Source organism: Arthrobacter sp. TJ-217 (assembly GCF_058269255.1).
This window is the reverse complement of record NZ_JBZCNJ010000009.1, coordinates 148,810-167,286: the sequence shown is the minus strand read 5'-3', so window position 1 is coordinate 167,286 and position 18,477 is coordinate 148,810. Positions and strand designations below refer to the sequence as shown.

Sequence of the window (18,477 nt, the reverse complement as noted above, 5' to 3'; positions counted from 1 at the left end):
ATGGTGTTACTCAATGGTAGTAGCAGGTGCGCGGGCCGTGCAGTAAATTCACTCAGCGCGGAACGTGCCCGTCCGGGGCGCAACCGGCGGGCACTAGGCTTGGAGGTTATGGAATCCCAGCACTATTTCAGCGCCACGCCAGGCGGGCCGGACATCCGGCGCCCGTTGTCGGTGGTCCTCAACGGGGAGCGCCGCGACCTCGTGACCTCGAAGGGGCTGTTCAGCCCCGACGGCATCGACAAGGGCACGGCGATCCTGTTGGGTTCAGTGCCCGCTCCCGGCGGGTCGAGGCTGCTTGATGTCGGCTGCGGGTGGGGCCCGCTGGCGTTGACCCTCGCACTGCGGGCTCCCGAGGCGCAGGTCTACGCCGTCGACGTCAATGAGCGGGCCATCGCGCTCACCCGGGAAAACGCCGCCCGACTCGGGCTCGGCAACGTGCATGCGTCGGCCCCCGACGACGTCGACGCCGGCCTGGAGTTCGACACCATCTGGTCAAACCCGCCGATCCGCATTGGCAAACCCGAGCTGCATGCCCTGTTGCTGCGCTGGCTGCCACGGCTCGCTCCGGACGGCGATGCGTGGCTGGTGGTCCAGAAGAACCTCGGCGCCGATTCCCTGCAGCGGTGGCTCGCCGAATCCCTGCCCGAGGGGTTCACCGTCCGGCGGGCCGACACCTCGAAGTCCTTCCGGATCCTCAACGTCCACCGGCCGGGGCGCTGATTCAGGCGCGTCAGGCGTCGAGGAGGGTCCCCTGCGCCACGAGCACGGCGGGCCCGCTGAGCTGGACGTGCTCGCGGCCGTCGGCACCGACCGAGAAGACGACGCCGACCTCGCCGCCGGGCACCCTCACGCTCCAGTGCGTTGGCGAGGCCTCCCCGGCCCAAAAGCGCGTCGCGGCAGCTGCGGCGCAGGCGCCGGTTCCGCAGGACTGCGTCTCCCCCACTCCGCGCTCGTGGACGCGCATCGTTACGCGCCCCACGCCGTCCTCGACAAGCGGTTCGAGAGGCACGACGAATTCGACATTGGTTCCGGCCGGAGGCACCGGCCGGACGGCGGGGGCCTGAGCCAGGTTGGCGGCGGCGAGTTCGTCGAGGCCGGCCAGCGCGACGACCGTGTGCGGGTTCCCCATGCTGATCGACAGGGCGGGCCGCGGCACGCCGAGGCCGTCCGTCTCGACGAGGGCGTCTGTGGCCCGGGCGGCCGCCTGGTCGGGGTTGGCGAACGCCCACGGGCCCATGTCCACCGAGTACCCGTTGCCTGACCGCGAGACGACCTTGACCCCGGCCCGGGTGCCGACGGAGAGAGTAGCCCCGTCCTCGAGGCTGACCGCGCCCTGGTGGATCAGGAAGTGGACGAACACCCGGACGCCGTTGCCGCACATCTCGGAGACGGAGCCGTCGGCGTTGCGGTAGTCCATGAACCACTCGGCCTCGGGCGCGGCTGTCAGGAGCGCCCGGCCCTCCGGGAGCCGGTCGGAGCGGATCGCCCGGATCAGCCCGTCGGCGCCCACCCCGCGGTGGCGGTCGCACACGGCGGCCACCGACTCCCCGGCCAGCTCGAGCGCGCCCTCGGGGTCGAACAGCAGCACGAAGTCGTTCCCCGTGCCGTGGCCCTTCATGAATGACGCCCCCGCCAGCGTCCGGCGCGGGCCCGCCTTGCGTTCTTCCACTGGGGTACTCATCCTTCTAGGATAGGGCGCCGGCGCCCCGGACGGCGTCCAGGGCCCGTTCAAGCAGGTCCGGGGCCCGCCAGTCGAGCCACTGCACGCGGGGGTCGCCGCGGAACCAGGTGAGCTGGCGGCGCGCGAATTTCCGGGTGGCGTTGATCGTGTCTTCGACCGCCTCGGTTTCGCTGAGGGCGCCGTCGAGAACCTGCAGAAACTGCCCGTATCCGAGTGCGCGCGAGGCGGTGCGGCCCTCCCGGAGCCCCCGCTCCGAAAGGGTGCGCACCTCCTCCAGCAGCCCGGCGCGGACCATGGCGTGGACCCGTTCGCCCAGCCGCTCCCGCAGCTCAGCGCGGTCGACGGCAAGGCCCACCTGCACGGCCGGCTGGTGGTACTCCCGGTTGGGCATGAAGGAGCTGAAGGGGCGCCCTGTCACCTCAAGGACTTCCAGTGCGCGGATCAGCCGGCGGTCGTCGGCGATGCGCGCGGCCGACTCCGGGTCCGCCGCGGCGAGCCTGGACCGAAGGGCCGGGGCGCCGTCGCGGGCGAGCTCCCGCTCAAGGCGCTCGCGCACCGGGGGGCTCGTGCCCGGGAATTCGAGGCGGTCGAGGGCGGCCCTCACGTAGAGGCCGGACCCGCCGACGAGGATGGGGATCCGGCCGCGGCCGCGGATCCCGTCGATTGCCTGCCGGGCGTCGTGCTGGTAGTCGGCGACGCTCGCCTCGTCGCGGACATCGAGGACGTCGAGGAGGTGGTGCTGCACCCCGCGGCGTTCCGCGACGGGCACCTTCGCGGTTCCGATGTCCATTCCCCGGTAGAACTGGAGGGCGTCGGCATTGACCACCTCGCCGTCCAGTTCCAGCGCGAGGGCGATGGCAAGGTCGGATTTGCCCGAGCCGGTGGGGCCGACGACGGCGACCACGGGAGCCGCGCGGGGCGGCGCCGTCAGCGCGGTGCAGTCCGCCGCATCCCGGTCAGCCGCCACGGCGGGCTCCGGCGCCCTGCCGCCGGGTGTCACCTGGCTCAGCGGACCGGGATCGAGGGCATACCCAGCGACACCCCTGAGGACTTCCCGGCCGCGCCCTGGACCGGCACGCCGCAGGAGGATGCCTGGGCGCGGTCCCAGGCGTCGCCGGCCCGTGAGCGGCGCACCGAGTATTCGGCGGCGGAGGGGTCGGCCAGGAGGTGGAAGGGCGCGGCGCGGGTCACCGTCACGGTCACCAGGTCGCCGGGCCGCGGCACCTCGCCGCCCTCGGGGACGGTGAAGTGCACGAGCCGCTGGTCCTGGGCGCGCCCGGTGAGGCGGTGAGTTTCGCCGCCCTTGCGCCCTGCGTGGGCGGTGACCATCACCTCGACGCGGCGTCCGACCTGGCGGGCGTTCTCCTCCTCGGCGATGCGGTCCTGCAGGGCGGTGAGGCGCTCGTAGCGCTCCTGGACCACGTGCTTGGGCAGCTGGTCGGGCAGGTCCGCCGCGGGCGTGCCCGGGCGCCGGGAGTACTGGAAGGTGAACGCTGTGGCGAAACGCGCCTTTTCGACGACGTCGAGCGTGGCCTGGAAGTCCTCCTCGGTTTCACCGGGGAAGCCGACGATGATGTCGGTGGAGATGGCCGCCGTGGGCATCTTCTCGCGTACCCGGTCGAGGATGCCGAGGAACTTCGCGGAGCGGTACGAGCGGCGCATCGCCTTGAGCACGCGGTCGGACCCTGACTGCAGGGGCATGTGAAGCTGGGGCATCACGTTCGGGGTTTCGGCCATCGCGTCGATGACGTCGTCGGTGAACGCGGCCGGATGCGGACTGGTGAAGCGCACCCGTTCGAGGCCTTCGATGCTTCCGCAGGCGCGCAGCAGCTTGGCGAAGGCGCCGCGGTCGCCGAACTCGACACCGTACGAGTTGACGTTCTGTCCCAGCAGGGTGACCTCGATCGCCCCATCGGCGACGAGCGCCTCGACCTCGGCGAGGATCTCCCCGGGCCGGCGGTCGCGTTCCTTGCCGCGCAGGGACGGCACGATGCAGAACGTGCAGGTGTTGTTGCAGCCGACGGAAATCGAAACCCACCCGGCGTAGACGGAGTCGCGTTTGGTGGGCAGCGTGGAGGGGAAGACGTCGAGGGATTCGAGGATCTCGAGCTGAGCTTCGTCGTTGTGCCGGGCGCGTTCGAGCAGCGCCGGCAGCGCGCCGATGTTGTGGGTGCCGAACACGGCGTCGACCCAGGGGGCCTTGCGCAGGATGGTCTCGCGGTCCTTTTGTGCGAGGCAGCCGCCGACGGCGATCTGCATGCCCGGCCGGGATTCCTTGACCGGGGCGAGCATTCCGAGGTTTCCGTAAAGCTTGTTGTCGGCATTCTCGCGCACCGCGCAGGTGTTGAAAACCACGACGTCGGCCTGCTCGCCCTGGGCGGCAACATAGCCCGCGTCTTCGAGCAGCCCGGAGATCCGTTCGGAGTCGTGGACGTTCATCTGGCATCCGAAGGTGCGCACCTCGTAGGTGCGCTGGGGGCCGGGGGCGCCCTGGCGTGGCAGGGCGGACGAGGACAGCTCAGGCAGCGGCGCGGGGGCAGTGATACTCACCGGTTAAGCGTAAGGCTGCCGCCGCGCCGGGCAACAATCCCGGCGCCGGCTTCGGCCCGACGGTGACGGGCGCGGGCGTGGGGCGGCGGCAATGGCCTACATGCCGAACAGGCCGGAATCGCCGCTCTCGGCGTCGCCGCCGTCGGGGTCGTCGAGGGCGTCCTTGACGAGGGAAAACGCCATGCCGGGGTTGTAGCCCTTCCGGGCGAGCATCCCGACGAGGCGCCGGATCTCCTTGTCGCGCACCAGCCGGTCCGACAGGTCGGCGCCGGTGCGCACCTTCCGCCGGATGAGCCGGCGGGCGGCGGCGCGCTCGTCGTCGTCGCTCACCTGGGCCAGGGCCGCTTCGGCAAGCTCGCCGCCAACCCCCTTGTCGGCGAGCTCCCGCTTGAGCACCGACCGGGCCAGCGAGCGGGTGCCCGCGCGGCTGCGGACCCACATCTGGGCGAATTCCGCGTCGTCGATGAGCTGGACCTCTTCGAAGCGGTCGAGGACCGCCGCGGCGACGTCCGGCGGCACATCGCGCTGCGCGAGTTTCTCCGCGAGCTGGTGCCGGCTCTTCGGCGCCATGGCGAGCTGCCGCAGCACGATCGACCGGGCGAGGGCGTACGGGTCGTCCGGCGCCCCGCCGTCCCCGCCCGGCTGCCGTCGGGCCATGAGGCTATTCCCCTCCGACGGCCTTCAGCTTGGGCCCGTCCTGGACTTCCTCGGGCTGGACCCCGATGCCGAGCTTCGTGCGGATCTTCTGCTCGAGCTCGTCGGCCAGGTCGGGGTTGTCGATCAGGAACTTCCTCGCGTTTTCCTTGCCCTGGCCCAACTGGTCGCCGTCGTAGGTGAACCAGGCTCCCGACTTCTTGACGAGGCCGTTTTCCACGCCGACGTCGATCAGCCCGCCCTCGCGGGAGATCCCGTGGCCGTAGAGGATGTCGAACTCGGCCTGCTTGAAGGGCGGAGCCATCTTGTTCTTGACGATCTTGGCCCGGGTGCGGTTGCCGACCGGGTTGACGCCCTCTTTGAGGGTTTCGATCCGGCGGACGTCGATACGGACGGAAGCATAGAACTTCAGCGCCTTGCCACCGGTCGTTGTCTCGGGACTGCCGAAGAAAACGCCGATCTTTTCGCGGAGCTGGTTGATGAAGATGGCGGTGGTCTTGGTCTGGCTGAGCCGGCCGGTGATCTTACGGAGCGCCTGGCTCATCAGCCGGGCCTGCAGGCCAACGTGGCTGTCGCCCATTTCGCCTTCGATTTCGGCCCGGGGAACCAGCGCTGCAACGGAGTCGATGACAACGATGTCGATGGAGCCCGAACCGATCAGCATGTCCATGATCTCGAGGGCCTGCTCACCGGTGTCGGGCTGCGACACAAGGAGGGCATCGGTGTCGACGCCAAGCTTCTTCGCGTACTCGGGGTCGAGGGCGTGCTCCGCATCGATGAAGGCCGCGATTCCGCCGTTGCGCTGGGCGCTTGCCACGGCGTGAAGGGCGACGGTCGTCTTACCGGAGGACTCCGGTCCGTAAATCTCGACGACGCGGCCACGCGGCAGTCCTCCAATCCCAAGGGCGGCGTCAAGGGCGATCGAGCTGGTGGAGATGGTTTCGATCGGAGCCCTGGTCTCATCACCCAGACGCATGACCGAGCCCTTGCCATACTGCTTGTCAATCTGGGCGAGAGCAGCTTCGAGAGCTTTCTCACGGTCGGCTGGTGCGGCCATTATTCACCTCGGTTGATCATGGCCCTGGGGCCTGTTTGCGTGTTCATATCGACCGTACCGGCCGGCTCTGACAATTTGGGGAAGCGTCCGGCGTATGTGGAAAGGGGCGCCGCCCGCTCCTTACCATTCTAGCTCCATCCGAACAGGTATTCGAATAATTTCCGGCGGCGTGTTCCGCGTCAGTCGACCCTGGCGCGCCGCTCGCGCGGCTTCACATCGCGTCCGAGCCGCCGTTCCCGGGGTACGTCCTGCACGTCGCACAACGCCTCCCAGACCTGCCGCGGATCGGTTCCGGCCCGCAGGGCCTCCATCGCCGTCCGGTCCCCCAGGCCGTCGATCACCAGGTCGTTCGCAAGGCTCCGCGAATACTTCGCCCCGAACTCATCGTCCATCAACCGCCAAAAGTCACTGAGCCGCATTTTCCGTTCCTTCCGTCGGCCTGCTCCTACCAGCATCGCGCATCGGCTGCGGCGCTGCAGCCGGGTTGCCGATCCGTTACCCGCAACGCGGCGGTTCAGCACCGCCTGAACCATACAATGATCTCCATGACAGACGAGCCCACCAGCGACGCCGACGTTGACGCAGCCATCGAGGCGCTTGAACACCAACTGAGCATGCTCTGGCGCCGCGCCCGGTCCAACTCCTACAAGGTTGCCCGGCGGGTTCACCCGGAGATGGAGCCGGCGGCCTACGGCCTGCTGGTGATCCTGCAGCAGGAGGGCTCCATGCGCCTGACCGACATCGCAGCGAGCGTCGGCGTGGGCAAACCGTCGGTCAGCCGGCAGATCGCCATGCTCGAGCAGCTCGGGCTCGTGCACAAGGAGGCCGACCCCCTCGACGGCCGGGCACAGGCCATCTCGCTGACCCCGGCGGGTATCCACCAGCTCGTCACGGCCCAGACCGCCCGGAAGCAGGCCTTCCACGAGCTGATGGAGGACTGGGACGTCAAGGACCTCACCCGCCTTGGCGACCTCATCGCGCAGCTCAACTCCACCTACACGAAGGACAACTGGTAGGCCCGTCTCACCTGCCAGCACCGGCCATCACCGGCCATCGCCGGGCAACCAACCCGCCCGGCCATCGGGGCGCCGCCGAGGCATGCGTGTCACCGGGGTCCGGGCGTGCGTCCGGGAGGGCCAACCGGGCCGTTAACGGCGGAAGGCCCGCCGAAGCGGGCCTTACGCGGCTCAAAGGGGGAAGCGCAACCTACCGGTTGGTGGCTGCAAGACCCCTGCGAAAACCGTCGGAGAGATCATCGGAGATGTTGTCTTCGAACTCTCGTGAGAACTCATGTGGGATTGTGTCGGGTACTGAAACACCTTCAGCCTCCGCGAGTCGGTCGCTGACCTCCCGCAGCATCAAGGACAGTGGTACGTCCAATGCGCTGCAGATTGATGAGAGGAGTTCAGATGACGCTTCCTTCTGGCCACGCTCCACTTCACTGAGGTAACCAAGGGATACCCTCGCACTGTGGGACACTTCACGCAGTGTACGGCCCTGGCGCTGGCGGACGTCGCGCAGGACGTCCCCGATCTCATGGCGTAAAACTACCATTTTGCGCTCCTTAGGCTTGAGTTGTGCGTCATCCGCCAACCCCACATCACGCCAACGGACGACGCCGTTTACGGATACGGGTTGTCTTACCATCTGTATCGCCTTGCTCCCTCATAGATGCAGCCCCGCCCGAAGGTTGGGGTTGCGTAATTATGACTGGCCCCAGCTGGTTAAGCTTGAGTCGTCAACCTTACCAAGGCTGACTGTATAGGTAACTAGTGTGTCGGCGCTTTTGTTCCCCTGTGAAGCGCCTGCCCGAGCAGTGCCAGCGCCGCGGTCCTCGCCTGGACCCGCACCTCGGCCCGGTCCCCCCCGAAGCTGAACTGCCGCACAACGGTTCCGCCGGCCGTCGCGGCCGCGACGAAAACGGTGCCCACAGGCTGTCCGTCGTGGGCGTCGGGACCGGCGACACCGGTCGTCGAAACGCCGATGTCGGCCCCCATCAGCGCGCGGACCCCCTCGGCCATGCCGGCCGCAACGGCGGCGTCGACCGAGCCCTTTTCCTCAAGGAGGGCACCGCTGACGCCCAGCACATCGCGCTTGACTTCGTTGGCGTAGGCGACGACGCCGCCGCGCAGCATGCCCGAGGCTCCCGGCACCTCCGCCAGTGCCGCGGACACCGATCCCGCCGTGAGCGATTCCGCGGTGGCAACGGTGAGTCCGGCGCCCAGGGCGCCGGCGACGACGTCCTGGGGTGTCACTGGCGCGCCGTGCCCCGCGCCGACGCGCGCAGGCGCACCGCCTGGAGCACATAGTCGACGCCCGTGACGACGGTGATGACGACCGCCGCCGCCATGACCGCCGCGGCGAGCCACCAGGCCCACGCCCCGAGGGTGCTGGCCAAGGGAAGGAGGAACAGCAGAATCGCTGCAGTCTGCACGACGGTCTTGAGCTTGCCTCCCCGCGAGGCCGGCATGACGCCGTACCGGATGACCGCGAACCGGAGCACCGTGATGCCCAGCTCCCTCACGAGGATCACGATGGTGACCCACCACCACAGCTCCCCGAGGATCGAGAGCATCACCAGGGCCGACCCGATGAGCAGTTTGTCGGCGATGGGATCGGCGATCTTGCCGAAATCGGTGATCAGCCCGCGGCTGCGTGCGAGGTCTCCGTCGAGCTTGTCGGTGTAGATGGCGACAGCGAACACCGCGACCGCGGCCCAGCGGAAGGCTCCGCCCTGGCTGTTGTCGGCGGCGAGGAACCAGATGAAGAACGGCACCAGCAGGATCCGGACAACGGTCAGGATGTTGGCGATGTTCAGAACAGGAACGTGCTTTGCTGGAGTGTTCATCACGCGATAAGGCTACCTGCCTGTGAGGCTCCAGGCGTCTTCGCCTTCGTCATCATCGGCGCCCTCGGAGCCGTCGTAATACTCGACCGCCTGCGTCCGTGCCGCGAGGTCGTCGGCAACCAGGTCGATCGGCTCGCGGACCGCCGGGGGCGCCGGATCGGCCGCGGACGGCGACGCCGCCACCTCGTCGCCGCGCATTGCCGCGAGGACGGGCGCGAGGTCGTCGGGCTTGACGAGCACGTCGCGTGCCTTAGAGCCCTCGGACGGCCCGACGACGCCGCGGGATTCGAGCAGGTCCATGAGCCGGCCCGCCTTGGCGAAGCCGACCCGCAGCTTGCGCTGGAGCATCGACGTTGAGCCGAACTGGGTCGTCACGACGAGCTCGGTGGCCTGCAGCAGCACCTCGAGGTCGTCTCCGATGTCGTCGTCGATCTGCTTCTTGGGTGCCTCGACGGCGACGTCCTCGCGGTACACCGCACCGAGCTGGCCCTTGACGTGCTCAACGACGCGGTGGATTTCCGATTCGGTCACCCAGGCTCCCTGGACGCGCATCGGCTTTGAGGCCCCCATGGGCAGGAACAGGGCGTCGCCCTGGCCGATCAGCTTCTCGGCGCCGGGCTGGTCGAGCACGACGCGGGAGTCGGTGACCGAGGAGGTCGCGAACGCCATGCGGGACGGCACGTTCGCCTTGATCAGGCCGGTGACGACGTCGACGGAGGGCCGCTGGGTGGCGAGGACGAGGTGGATGCCGGCGGCACGGGCCAGCTGGGTGATGCGCACGATCGAGTCTTCGACGTCGCGCGGGGCGACCATCATCAGGTCGGCGAGCTCGTCGACGATCACGAGCAGGTACGGGTAGGGGCGCACTACGCGCTTGGAGCCTTCGGGGGGAACGACCTTGCCGTTGCGGACGGCCTTGTTGAAGTCGTCGATGTGCTTGAACCCGTAGTTGGCCAGGTCGTCGTAGCGGGTGTCCATCTCCCGCACCACCCACTGAAGGGCCTCGGCGGCCTTCTTCGGGTTGGTGATGATCGGGGTGATCAGGTGCGGCACGCCTTCGTAGGCGGTGAGCTCCACGCGCTTTGGATCGACCATGACCATGCGCACCTCGTCGGGGGTGGCCCGCATCAGGATCGAGGTGATCATCGAGTTCACGAACGATGACTTGCCGGCGCCGGTGGCGCCGGCGACGAGCAGGTGCGGCATCTTGGCGAGGTTCGCGACGACGAAGCCGCCCTCGACGTCCTTGCCCACGCCCATCACCATCGGATGTTCGGTCTTGCGGGCGTTGCCCGAACGCAGGACGTCGCCCAGAGACACGGTCTCGCGGTCGGTGTTGGGGATCTCGATGCCGATCGCTGACTTGCCGGGGATCGGCGAGAGGATGCGCACATCGGAGCTCGCGACGGCGTAGGAGATGTTCTTCGACAGCGCGGTGACCCGCTCGACCTTGGTGCCGGAGGCGAGTTCGATCTCGTACCGGGTGACCGTCGGGCCGCGGGAGAACCCGGTGACCTTGGCGTCGACGTTGAACTGCTCGAGGGTGTGCGTCAGGGCGGCGACGACGGCATCGTTGGCCTCCGAGCGCTCCTTGGGAGGGGTTCCCGCCGGGAGGTAGTCCGACGGCGGAAGGGTGTACGCGACATCCCCGGCCAGCTGCAGCTGCTCGGTGCGCTGCGGGATCGGCGAGGGCGGGGTCTGCGGCTGGACGGGGGTGGAGGGCACGATGAGCGCCTTGGCGGCCGGGACGACGTCGATCGCCTCGGTTGCCGGTTCGGCCGGCTCGGCGACGCCGATGCCCTGGGCGCGCTTGATCTTGTCGGCTGCGAGTTCCTGCTGGGTGGGGCGGCGCACGCCCGCCGGGATCTGCTGCTCAGCCTCGCGGGCCTTGCGCTCCTCGTCCTCGATGAGGGCGCGTTCGAACGCCTCGTCGCCGACGTAGCCATCGGAGTCGGCGTCGGCGGCCTGCTCTTCGCCGCGGTCCTTGCCCAGGAGGCGCTTTTTCCGTTTCGGCGGGTTCTTTGCCGCGGTCGAGCCGTGCGCTTCGTAGAGGTAGCTCTGGTCGTGGCCGTCGCGGTCGGCCGCCTCGCGGTCGATGAGGTCCTGGCCCATGAGGTGCTCGTAGAGCGAGCGGAGCCTCGCCGGGATATGGCGGAACGGTGTGGCCGAGATGATGAGCAGGCTCAGGAACACGGCGAAGCCCAGGATCGCCCCGACGGGCCAGGGGGTGAGCACGGCGCTGAGCGGTCCGGCGACAAGGAAGCCGACCACTCCCCCGGCGCGCCAGAGCTGCTCGAGCCCGGCGGCGAGGTCCGGCTGGCCGCCCACGAGGTGGGCGATGCCGGATCCGGCGAACAGCGCGAGCAGCAGGCCGATCGCGATCCGGTTGTTGGCCCGCGGTGCTTCGGGGTAGCGGAAGAGCCGCACGGCTCCGGTGCCGAGCATGAACGGCACGAGCAGGGCCATCCAGCCGAAGGTTCCGCCGGCGACGGCGTGGATGACGTCGGCGACAGGCCCCTTCAGTGCCCACCACTCGACGGCGGCGACGGCGACGGCGAGCAGCAGCAGGAAGAATCCGGTGCCGTCCCGGCGCAGTTCGCGGTCGGGGTGAACGTCGTGGCCGAACTTCCGCACGCCCGCGGCCGTCATCCGGGCGATCCCCATCCAGGCTCCGCGCACTGCGCGCACGGGCAGGGGGGGCCGCTCCTCGGCCTGCACCGGAATCACCTTGGTGCTTTGAGTTTTGGCGCTGGAGGAGCCCCGGCCCGAGGTTGAGCGGGCAGCAGGGGCGTTCTTGCCGCGCGACTGCTGCGGGCCCCGAGGGGCAGGGGAAGTACGAGTCGCCATACCGCTACGGTACCGGACTTGCCCGTCCTTTACCGGGATCCACGCACTGCGCAGCACCGGTCGTCGGCCGCCGGACGGCTGCCGGGACCGGCTCCGGGAGACCGGTCAGGCCTCCAGGACGACCGGGATGATCATTGGCCTGCGGCGGTACCTGCGGTTCACCCACGTGCCGATCACCCGGCGCACCACCTGCTGGAGCTGGTAGGTCGTGTGATCTTTGTTACTGCGCACCGCTTCTTCGAGGGCGGCGTTGAGCTTGCCGGTGATTTCGTCGAAGACCGAGTCGTCCTCGGCGAACCCGCGGGCGTGGATGTCTGGGCCCGAGACGATCTTTCCCGTCGTACGGTTCACGACCGCGACGATGGAGATGAAGCCCTCCTCGCCGAGGATCCGGCGGTCCTTGAGGTCGGCGTCGGTGATCTCGCCGATGCTTGAGCCGTCGACGTAGACGTAGCCGCATTCGACGGCTCCGACGAGCCGGGCCTTGCCGTCGGCGAGGTCGATCACCGAGCCGTCGTCGGCGAGGAACACGTTGTCGGCCGGCACGCCGGTCTGCATGGCGAGGTTGCCGTTGGCGATCAGGTGCCGTGTCTCCCCGTGGACGGGCATCACGTTGCGCGGCTTGAGGATGTTGTAGCAATACAGCAGTTCACCGGCAGCCGCGTGGCCCGAGACGTGGACCTTCGCGTTGCCCTTGTGGACGACGTCGGCCCCGAGCTTGAGCAGGCCGTTGATGACCCGGAAGACGGCGTTCTCATTGCCCGGGATCAGCGACGACGCCAGGATCACCGTGTCTCCGGAGCCGACGGTGATGCGGTGGTCGCCGTTGGCCATGCGCGACAGCGCCGCCATCGGCTCCCCCTGGGAACCGGTGGACATCAGCACCACCCTGTCGTCGGGGAGGTCGTCGACGTTCTTGATGTCGACGAGGATGCCTTCGGGCACCTTCAGGTACCCGAGCTTCGCGGCGATCGCCATATTGCGCACCATCGACCGCCCGGCGAAACAGACGAAGCGCCCGTGCGCGGAGGCGGCGTCGAGGACCTGCTGGACGCGGTGGACGTGCGAGGAGAAGGAGGCGACGATGATGCGCTTGCGCACGTTGGAGAAGAGGTGCTCGAGGACCGGGCCGATCTCGCGCTCGGCGGTGGTGAACCCCGGCACGTCGGCGTTCGTCGAGTCGACGAGGAACAGGTCGACGCCCTCCTCCCCGAGGCGGGAGAACGCGCGCAGGTCGGTGATGCGTCCGTCGAGGGGCAGCTGGTCCATCTTGAAGTCGCCGGTGTGAAGCACGTTGCCGGCCTCGGTGCGCAGGAACACGGCCAGCGCGTCGGGGATCGAATGGTTGACTGCAACGAACTCGCACTCGAAGGGACCGAACTGTTCGATCTGGCCCTCGGAGACCGTGAGGGTGTACGGGCGGATCCGGTGTTCCTGGAGCTTCGCCTCGAGCAGGGCCAGCGTGAGCTGGGAGCCGATGAGCGGGATGTCCGCCTTGAGCCGGAGCAGGTAGGGCACCGCGCCGATGTGATCCTCGTGGCCGTGGGTGAGCACCAGTCCGACGACGTCGTCGAGGCGGTCCTCGATGTAGGAGAAGTCGGGGAGGATGAGGTCGACGCCCGGCTGGTGTTCCTCGGGAAACAGGACGCCGCAGTCAACGATCAGCAGCTTGCCGTCGATCTCGAACACTGTCATGTTCCTGCCGATCTCCCCGAGTCCCCCGAGGGGAACGACGCGGAGGGTGCCCGGGGCGAGCGGCGGCGGAGCAAGGGTGGCGAGGACCGATTCGCTCATGCGTTCGACCTTTCGGCGTGCCTGGCGGCCGGTGCCCGGCTGAAGTCCCAGCCGGCTTCGGCGAGGTCGGTGAGCACCGGCTCCATTTCGACTGCCGTTGGCTCGACGAGGGGAAGCCGGACGGCGGTGTTGGCGAGGGCCCCCTGCAGGTGGAGGATCTGCTTGGCCGACACGGCGCCCGGGATGTGGGTCATGACGGCCCGGATGACCGGGTCGAGTTCGAAGTGGATGCGCCGGGCGGTCGCGAAGTCCCCGGCCGCTGCGGCATCGACAAGGGCGCGGAACGCCGCCGTCGCCACGTGGGCGCTCACGCTCACCACGCCCACGGCGCCGGCGGCCATCCAGGGCAGGGTCAGTCCGTCGTCGCCGGAGTAGACGGCGAGGTCGGTGTTCGCCAGGACCCGTGTGATCTCGCCGAAGTCGGCCTTCGCGTCCTTGAGTGCCCGGATGTGCGGGTGGTCCCCGAGCCGGATCATCGTCTCGGTGGCGATGGGGATGGCCGAGCGCCCGGGAATGTCATAGACCATGATGGGCAGCTCGGTGGCGTCGGCGACCGCGGCGAAGTGGGCGAGGACGCCGGCCTGTGTGGGCTTGTTGTAATACGGGGTCACAACCAGTTGGGCGTCGGCGCCGGCGCGGACGGCCCGGTGCGCCATTTCCACCGAATGGGAGGTGTGGTTGGTTCCGGTGCCGGCGATGACCTTGGCCCGGCCGCCCACCGCCTGTGCGACGACCCGGAACAGGTCCTCCTTCTCGGAGTCCTCGAGGGTTGAGGTTTCTCCGGTGGTGCCGGAGACTACAAGTCCGTCACACCCGTCATCGACGAGGCGCGAGGCAAGGGCGGCAGCGCCGTCGAGGTCGACCGCCCCCTCCGCCGTGAACGGGGTGACCATCGCGGTGATCAATGTGCCGAACAGGGAACTGCGGGGCGGGGATTCAAGCATACGTAAAACGTTACCCGCTTCCGCCCGGTAACGCCCCAGCCCCGCCCGAGACGGCTGCCGGACCACGTGCCTTCCGGGCATGAAGCGGTGCCGGGGCTGTGAGACGATCGAGTCATGGTGTCCTCCAAGGCCTCACGGCGGCTGACCGGTATCGACGCGGCCCGCGGAGTTGCCCTGTTTGGCATGATGAGCACCCACGTTTTCCCCCTTTACCTTCCCGGGACCGCCGAACCCTCCTGGGTGGGGCTGCTGTTCACGGGCCGGTCCTCGGCGCTGTTCGCCGTCGTTGCGGGAATCGGCCTCGCCCTGCTGACCGGGGGGAAGGCGCAGCACCGCGGGTCGACCCTGTCAGGCGACCGGCGCGGAATTGCCGTGCGCGCCGTCATCATCGCCCTTGTGGGCCTCGTCCTCGGCGGCCTCGAGACGAACATCGCCATCATCCTTTTCCACTACGGCGTGCTTTTCCTGCTCGCCCTGCCGTTCGTCGGGCTCGGAATGCGCGCGCTCGCCTGCTGGGCGGCCGGCTGGCTCCTCCTCTCCCCTGTCGCCGCCTACCTGCTGCGCGTATCGATCCACGGCTCGGTGGCCCCGCCCTCGCTCGGCGCCAACCCCGTGTGGGAACACTTCCTCGAGCCACGGACGCTCATCGCCGACGTCCTTGTCACCGGGTACTATCCGGCGCTGCAGTGGCTGAGCTATCTGCTGATCGGCCTTGCCATCGGCAGGATGAACCTGGCACGGCTTCCGGTGCAGCTGGGTCTGATCATCGGCGGCGTGGCCGCGGCTGTCGCTGCAGCTGCGGCAAGCGCGCAGCTGCTGGGACCCGGCGGCGGGCTGGCGGAGCTGCAGCGGACACCCGAGGGCGCCCGTTACCCTCTCGAGGCCATGCTCCGGGTCGGGTTCGGCGGGCTGGACCAGATCGGTTCCTGGTGGTGGCTCGCCGTCAACGCCCCGCACTCGGGGAGCACCTTCGACCTCGTCGGAACCTCCGGAACCGCGGCGGCGGCGGTGGGCCTGTGCCTGCTGCTCACCCGGCGGCGTCCGTTCCTGCTCCTGCCGTTGTCGGCCGCTGGGGCGATGACCCTCACCCTCTATTCCCTGCATGTCTGCATCATGAGCTGGACGGATCTGCAGACGCCGCGGCCCGACCCGGTCCTGGTGTTCTGGATCCAGGCCGCCGCGTTCGTGGCGCTTGGGCTGCTGTTCCACCGGATCAACGCGCGCGGGCCGCTTGAGCTGCTCACCTCCGGGGCAGCACGGGCCGTGCGCAGCGGCCCCTATCCCTCAGCCCGTCCCGGCCGGGCCGCCTGAGCCGGGACGGGCTTAGCCGGGCCGCCTGAGCCGGGACGGGCTGAGCCGGGCCGCCTGAGCCGGGCTGGACGAGGTGCCTGGACGTTCCTGACCTTGACCGCCTGAGCGGGCTTCCCCTGTTGAACCCGGGGGCTGTCAGCCGCCGGTGGGGCGGAACAGCTTGGCGGCGTCGCGCATCGCCTTGCGTGCCCGCTTCCTGTCCCCGGCGGCGTCGTACGCGCACGAGAGCCGGAACCAGCTGCGCCAGTCATCGGGGGCGTTTTCCGCCTCAGCCTGGAAAGCGGGGAACCGCTCGTCGGCGGCGGAGCGGACGATCCGGCCGGCCGGGGTGCGGGGAAGGTCATCGACCGGCAGGCCGCCCTCCTTCTCGAGGATCCTCGCCATGCGCTGGGTCTGCGCCCCGAACTGCAGCTCCCTCAGAAGCGCCCACGCGCCGATGAACGGGAGGGCGATGTAGCCGACGCCGAGCGCCTTCGCCACCGGTTCGGGGTCGGTCAGCAGGAGCACCCCGCGCTGCAGTGCCACGACCAGCCACAGGGCAAGGAGCAGCGTGACAAGCACGACCCCGATCTTCACGCGGTGTTCGCGGAGTGCGTTGAGCATTTGTGCGGTTCCTTCTCTCAAACCGAAAGGTTCAGGTAGCCCTCGAGGCCGACGGTCAGCCCGGGGTGGTGTGCGACGTTCCGGATGCCGACGAGGATCCCGGGCATGAACGAGCCCCGGTCGAAGGAGTCGTGCCGGATGGTGAGCTGTTCCCCCGGTCCGCCCAGCAGGACCTCCTGGTGGGCCGTCAGCCCGCGCAGGCGCACGGAATGGACCGGCACGCCGTCGACGTCGGCTCCCCGGGCTCCGGGTATCGCGCTCGTTGTGGCATCGGGGGCCGGGGGGACGCCCGCAGCCGCGCGCGCCGCGCTGATGAGCTGGGCGGTGCGGACGGCGGTGCCGGAGGGCGCGTCCACCTTGTCGGGGTGGTGGAGTTCAACGATCTCCACCGATTCGAAGTACCGTGCGGCGCTCGCGGCGAAGGCGGTGGCGAGCACCGCGCCCAGGGCGAAATTCGGTGCGATCAGCACACCGGTGGACGGCGACCGCTCAAGCAGTCCAGCGAGCCGGTCGAGCCGCTCCGGGGTCCAGCCCGTCGTCCCGACGACGGCATGGAGCCCGTGCTCCACGGCGAAGGCCGTGTTGTCGAAGGTCGCCTCGGGGATGGACAGGTCGACGACGATGCTGGCCCCCGCCGAAACAACGGTGTCGAGGGAGTCGCCCCTGCCGAGGGCCGCGACGAGGCGCATCCCCTCGGCGGCGGCGATGGCTTTCACGGCTTCGGAGCCCATGCGGCCCGTGGCGCCGATTACGGCTACCGGCAGTTCCTGCGTCATGGGTTCCAGCCTATGTCAGGCGCCCGCTCCGACCCATTCAACGGTGCCGTCGGCGAAGAACTGTTCCTTCCAGATCGGGACGCGATCCTTCACCGCATCCACGAGGTCGGAGCAGGCGGCGAACGCTTCGCCGCGGTGGGCGGCGGCTACTGCCGCAACGAGCGCCTGGTCCCCGATCTCGAGCGGTCCGACGCGGTGGGCAACCCACAGGCGGACCTGCGGGTACTTCGCCGCGATGTCCGCCGCGACCTCCGCCAGGACGCGTTCGGCGCTTGGGTGCGCCGAGTAGCTCAGCGAGGTGACGTTCCGCCCGCCGTCCGAATCCCGCACGACGCCGCTGAATCCGACGACGGCGCCGCAGTGCGGGGAGTCCACGGCCGCCAAGGCGTCTTCGGGCCGCAGCGGGGTGGGGCTGACGGCCGCGTTGAGTACTTCACCGGTGGTCATTGTGTCCTTCCAGCTGGGAGCAGATGTGGTCGAGCAGCGGGGCCAGCACGTCGAGGCCGTCCCGCACTCCCCCGGGGGAACCCGGCAGGTTGAGGATGAAGGTGCTCCCGGCCGTGCCGGCGAGCCCCCGGCTGAGCGCCGCTGTTGGAACCTTTTCGGCGCCGGCCCGGCGGATAGCCTCGGCGATGCCGGGCAGCTGGCGGGTCAGGTACGGCGCGGTCTGTTCGGGGGTGGTGTCGTCGGGGCTGATCCCGGTGCCCCCGCTGGTGATCAGGACTGCGGGCCGGGATTCGAGGGCGGCACCGATTGCCGTGCCCACCGGGTCGCCGTCGGGCACCACGACGGAGTCGCAGATGGCGAACCCCCGCTCCGCCAGCCAGGTGGCGATGACCGGGGCGCACTCATCCTCGTAGATGCCGGCGGCGGCTCGCGTTGAGGCGATGACGACGGCCGCGTTCCGCAGCGCGCTCATATGCTCCAGTCTCCGCTCTTTCCCCCGGATTTTGAAAGCACTTTCGTCTCCCGGATCACCGCGTGGTGATCGACCGCCTTGATCATGTCGTAGAGGGTCAGTGCACCGATCGAGGCGGCAGTCAGGGCCTCCATCTCCACCCCGGTTACAGCGGTGGTCTTAACGAGGGCCGTCACCGTCACCGTGCTCTCGGAGGCCGTGAAGTCGACCGTGACCTTGCTGAGCGGCAGCGGATGGCACAGCGGGATCAGGGTCGAGGTCTGCTTGGCCGCCATGATTCCTGCAACGCGGGCGACGGCGAGGGCATCGCCCTTGGGCAGGGATCCGTCTGTGATCAGGGCGATGACCTCGGGCGTGGTTTCGAGGATCGCCTGTGCGCTCGCCTGCCGGGCGGTGACGGGCTTGGCCGTGACGTCGACCATGTGCGCGCTGCCGTCCTCCCGGACGTGGGACAGTGCTGCCGGTTCGCTGGGGTTCATCGTTCGCCGTCCTT

20 protein-coding genes are annotated in these 18,477 nt (G+C 69.1%); 3 read left to right on the top strand and 17 right to left on the bottom strand.

Annotation, left to right across the window (positions count from 1 at the left end; genetic code table 11):
* Nucleotides 1-108: 108 nt before the first annotated feature.
* Entirely contained in the window at nt 109-720 is a 612-nt protein-coding gene (locus AC4D2R_RS15825; protein ID WP_490941067.1) for a class I SAM-dependent methyltransferase, read from the top strand.
* Nucleotides 721-730: 10 nt separating this feature from the next.
* On the opposite strand, the gene dapF is transcribed toward AC4D2R_RS15825, so the two are convergent.
* The 6 genes from dapF to AC4D2R_RS15795 form a co-directional block, all read right to left on the bottom strand.
* Nucleotides 731-1,681 carry a diaminopimelate epimerase gene (gene dapF, locus AC4D2R_RS15820; protein ID WP_490941066.1) on the bottom strand — a complete coding sequence of 317 codons (951 nt, stop codon included), beginning with the start codon at nt 1,679-1,681 and terminating at the stop codon, nt 731-733.
* Between the two features lie 4 nt (nt 1,682-1,685).
* A complete protein-coding gene (miaA, locus tag AC4D2R_RS15815) occupies nt 1,686-2,648 on the bottom strand; it encodes a tRNA (adenosine(37)-N6)-dimethylallyltransferase MiaA (RefSeq protein WP_490941065.1) in 963 nt (320 codons plus the stop codon).
* A 38-nt stretch (nt 2,649-2,686) separates the two neighbouring features.
* Nucleotides 2,687-4,231: a tRNA (N6-isopentenyl adenosine(37)-C2)-methylthiotransferase MiaB gene (miaB, locus tag AC4D2R_RS15810; protein WP_490941064.1), complete on the bottom strand. Its 1,545-nt coding sequence runs from the start codon at nt 4,229-4,231 to the stop codon at nt 2,687-2,689.
* Nucleotides 4,232-4,327: 96 nt separating this feature from the next.
* On the bottom strand, nt 4,328-4,888 hold the full coding sequence (locus tag AC4D2R_RS15805) for a regulatory protein RecX (protein ID WP_490941063.1): 561 nt from the start codon (nt 4,886-4,888) through the stop codon (nt 4,328-4,330).
* A gap of 4 nt (nt 4,889-4,892) precedes the next feature.
* On the bottom strand, nt 4,893-5,942 hold the full coding sequence (gene recA / locus AC4D2R_RS15800; protein WP_490903763.1) for a recombinase RecA: 1,050 nt from the start codon (nt 5,940-5,942) through the stop codon (nt 4,893-4,895).
* A gap of 179 nt (nt 5,943-6,121) precedes the next feature.
* The gene (locus AC4D2R_RS15795; protein ID WP_490941062.1) at nt 6,122-6,361 is read right to left on the bottom strand and encodes a DUF3046 domain-containing protein; all 240 of its coding nucleotides are present in this window, start codon (nt 6,359-6,361) and stop codon (nt 6,122-6,124) included.
* Nucleotides 6,362-6,487: 126 nt separating this feature from the next.
* Between AC4D2R_RS15795 and AC4D2R_RS15790 the strand changes: the two genes are divergently transcribed.
* Complete coding sequence (locus AC4D2R_RS15790; RefSeq protein WP_490903765.1) at nt 6,488-6,958, top strand: MarR family winged helix-turn-helix transcriptional regulator; 471 nt, start codon at nt 6,488-6,490, stop codon at nt 6,956-6,958.
* A gap of 190 nt (nt 6,959-7,148) precedes the next feature.
* Here the strand turns inward: AC4D2R_RS15790 and AC4D2R_RS15785 are convergent, their stop codons facing one another.
* From AC4D2R_RS15785 to dapA, 6 genes are all read right to left on the bottom strand, one after another.
* Nucleotides 7,149-7,589 carry a helix-turn-helix domain-containing protein gene (locus AC4D2R_RS15785; RefSeq protein ID WP_490941061.1) on the bottom strand — a complete coding sequence of 147 codons (441 nt, stop codon included), beginning with the start codon at nt 7,587-7,589 and terminating at the stop codon, nt 7,149-7,151.
* Between the two features lie 122 nt (nt 7,590-7,711).
* Entirely contained in the window at nt 7,712-8,197 is a 486-nt protein-coding gene (locus AC4D2R_RS15780; RefSeq protein ID WP_490941060.1) for a CinA family protein, read from the bottom strand.
* The gene (gene pgsA, locus AC4D2R_RS15775) at nt 8,194-8,790 is read right to left on the bottom strand and encodes a CDP-diacylglycerol--glycerol-3-phosphate 3-phosphatidyltransferase (protein ID WP_490941114.1); all 597 of its coding nucleotides are present in this window, start codon (nt 8,788-8,790) and stop codon (nt 8,194-8,196) included. Before pgsA ends, AC4D2R_RS15780 begins: the two co-directional genes overlap by 4 nt.
* A 12-nt stretch (nt 8,791-8,802) precedes the next feature.
* Nucleotides 8,803-11,637, bottom strand: coding sequence for an FtsK/SpoIIIE family DNA translocase (locus AC4D2R_RS15770; RefSeq protein WP_490941059.1), 2,835 nt, complete (start codon nt 11,635-11,637; stop codon nt 8,803-8,805).
* Nucleotides 11,638-11,742: 105 nt separating this feature from the next.
* Nucleotides 11,743-13,431, bottom strand: a complete 1,689-nt coding sequence (locus tag AC4D2R_RS15765; protein WP_490941058.1) for a ribonuclease J — start codon at nt 13,429-13,431, stop codon at nt 11,743-11,745.
* Nucleotides 13,428-14,375 (bottom strand): 4-hydroxy-tetrahydrodipicolinate synthase, encoded by a 948-nt coding sequence (dapA, locus tag AC4D2R_RS15760; protein ID WP_490941057.1) that lies wholly within the window; start codon nt 14,373-14,375, stop codon nt 13,428-13,430. The genes AC4D2R_RS15765 and dapA overlap by 4 nt, the downstream gene beginning before the upstream one ends.
* 114 nt (nt 14,376-14,489) lie before the next feature.
* Between dapA and AC4D2R_RS15755 the strand changes: the two genes are divergently transcribed.
* Complete coding sequence (locus tag AC4D2R_RS15755; RefSeq protein WP_490941056.1) at nt 14,490-15,686, top strand: heparan-alpha-glucosaminide N-acetyltransferase domain-containing protein; 1,197 nt, start codon at nt 14,490-14,492, stop codon at nt 15,684-15,686.
* A 135-nt stretch (nt 15,687-15,821) separates the two neighbouring features.
* Here AC4D2R_RS15755 and AC4D2R_RS15750 read toward each other — a convergent pair whose 3' ends face one another.
* From AC4D2R_RS15750 to moaC, 5 genes are read right to left on the bottom strand one after another with little or no spacing between them, the layout of a single operon-like run.
* Nucleotides 15,822-16,289, bottom strand: coding sequence for a hypothetical protein (locus AC4D2R_RS15750; RefSeq protein ID WP_490903772.1), 468 nt, complete (start codon nt 16,287-16,289; stop codon nt 15,822-15,824).
* A 17-nt stretch (nt 16,290-16,306) separates the two neighbouring features.
* Complete coding sequence (gene dapB / locus AC4D2R_RS15745; RefSeq protein WP_490941055.1) at nt 16,307-17,065, bottom strand: 4-hydroxy-tetrahydrodipicolinate reductase; 759 nt, start codon at nt 17,063-17,065, stop codon at nt 16,307-16,309.
* Between the two features lie 15 nt (nt 17,066-17,080).
* Nucleotides 17,081-17,512, bottom strand: coding sequence for a molybdenum cofactor biosynthesis protein MoaE (locus AC4D2R_RS15740; protein WP_490941054.1), 432 nt, complete (start codon nt 17,510-17,512; stop codon nt 17,081-17,083).
* Complete coding sequence (locus AC4D2R_RS15735; RefSeq protein ID WP_490903775.1) at nt 17,499-17,984, bottom strand: MogA/MoaB family molybdenum cofactor biosynthesis protein; 486 nt, start codon at nt 17,982-17,984, stop codon at nt 17,499-17,501. The genes AC4D2R_RS15740 and AC4D2R_RS15735 overlap by 14 nt, the downstream gene beginning before the upstream one ends.
* Entirely contained in the window at nt 17,981-18,463 is a 483-nt protein-coding gene (gene moaC / locus AC4D2R_RS15730; RefSeq protein ID WP_490941053.1) for a cyclic pyranopterin monophosphate synthase MoaC, read from the bottom strand. Before moaC ends, AC4D2R_RS15735 begins: the two co-directional genes overlap by 4 nt.
* Between the last annotated feature and the right edge of the window lie 14 nt (nt 18,464-18,477).

Coding starts and splice junctions, on each gene's coding strand:
- AC4D2R_RS15755 (WP_490941056.1), top strand. CDS start 14,490: ATGGTGTCCTCCAAGGCCTCACGGCGGCTGACCGGTATCGACGCGGCC.
- dapF (WP_490941066.1), bottom strand. CDS start 1,681: ATGAGTACCCCAGTGGAAGAACGCAAGGCGGGCCCGCGCCGGACGCTG.
- AC4D2R_RS15735 (WP_490903775.1), bottom strand. CDS start 17,984: ATGAGCGCGCTGCGGAACGCGGCCGTCGTCATCGCCTCAACGCGAGCC.
- AC4D2R_RS15805 (WP_490941063.1), bottom strand. CDS start 4,888: ATGGCCCGACGGCAGCCGGGCGGGGACGGCGGGGCGCCGGACGACCCG.
- dapA (WP_490941057.1), bottom strand. CDS start 14,375: ATGCTTGAATCCCCGCCCCGCAGTTCCCTGTTCGGCACATTGATCACC.
- AC4D2R_RS15750 (WP_490903772.1), bottom strand. CDS start 16,289: ATGCTCAACGCACTCCGCGAACACCGCGTGAAGATCGGGGTCGTGCTT.
- AC4D2R_RS15770 (WP_490941059.1), bottom strand. CDS start 11,637: ATGGCGACTCGTACTTCCCCTGCCCCTCGGGGCCCGCAGCAGTCGCGC.
- AC4D2R_RS15825 (WP_490941067.1), top strand. CDS start 109: ATGGAATCCCAGCACTATTTCAGCGCCACGCCAGGCGGGCCGGACATC.
- AC4D2R_RS15785 (WP_490941061.1), bottom strand. CDS start 7,589: ATGGTAAGACAACCCGTATCCGTAAACGGCGTCGTCCGTTGGCGTGAT.
- AC4D2R_RS15795 (WP_490941062.1), bottom strand. CDS start 6,361: ATGCGGCTCAGTGACTTTTGGCGGTTGATGGACGATGAGTTCGGGGCG.
- AC4D2R_RS15790 (WP_490903765.1), top strand. CDS start 6,488: ATGACAGACGAGCCCACCAGCGACGCCGACGTTGACGCAGCCATCGAG.
- pgsA (WP_490941114.1), bottom strand. CDS start 8,790: ATGAACACTCCAGCAAAGCACGTTCCTGTTCTGAACATCGCCAACATC.
- AC4D2R_RS15740 (WP_490941054.1), bottom strand. CDS start 17,512: ATGACCACCGGTGAAGTACTCAACGCGGCCGTCAGCCCCACCCCGCTG.
- dapB (WP_490941055.1), bottom strand. CDS start 17,065: ATGACGCAGGAACTGCCGGTAGCCGTAATCGGCGCCACGGGCCGCATG.
- moaC (WP_490941053.1), bottom strand. CDS start 18,463: ATGAACCCCAGCGAACCGGCAGCACTGTCCCACGTCCGGGAGGACGGC.
- recA (WP_490903763.1), bottom strand. CDS start 5,942: ATGGCCGCACCAGCCGACCGTGAGAAAGCTCTCGAAGCTGCTCTCGCC.
- AC4D2R_RS15765 (WP_490941058.1), bottom strand. CDS start 13,431: ATGAGCGAATCGGTCCTCGCCACCCTTGCTCCGCCGCCGCTCGCCCCG.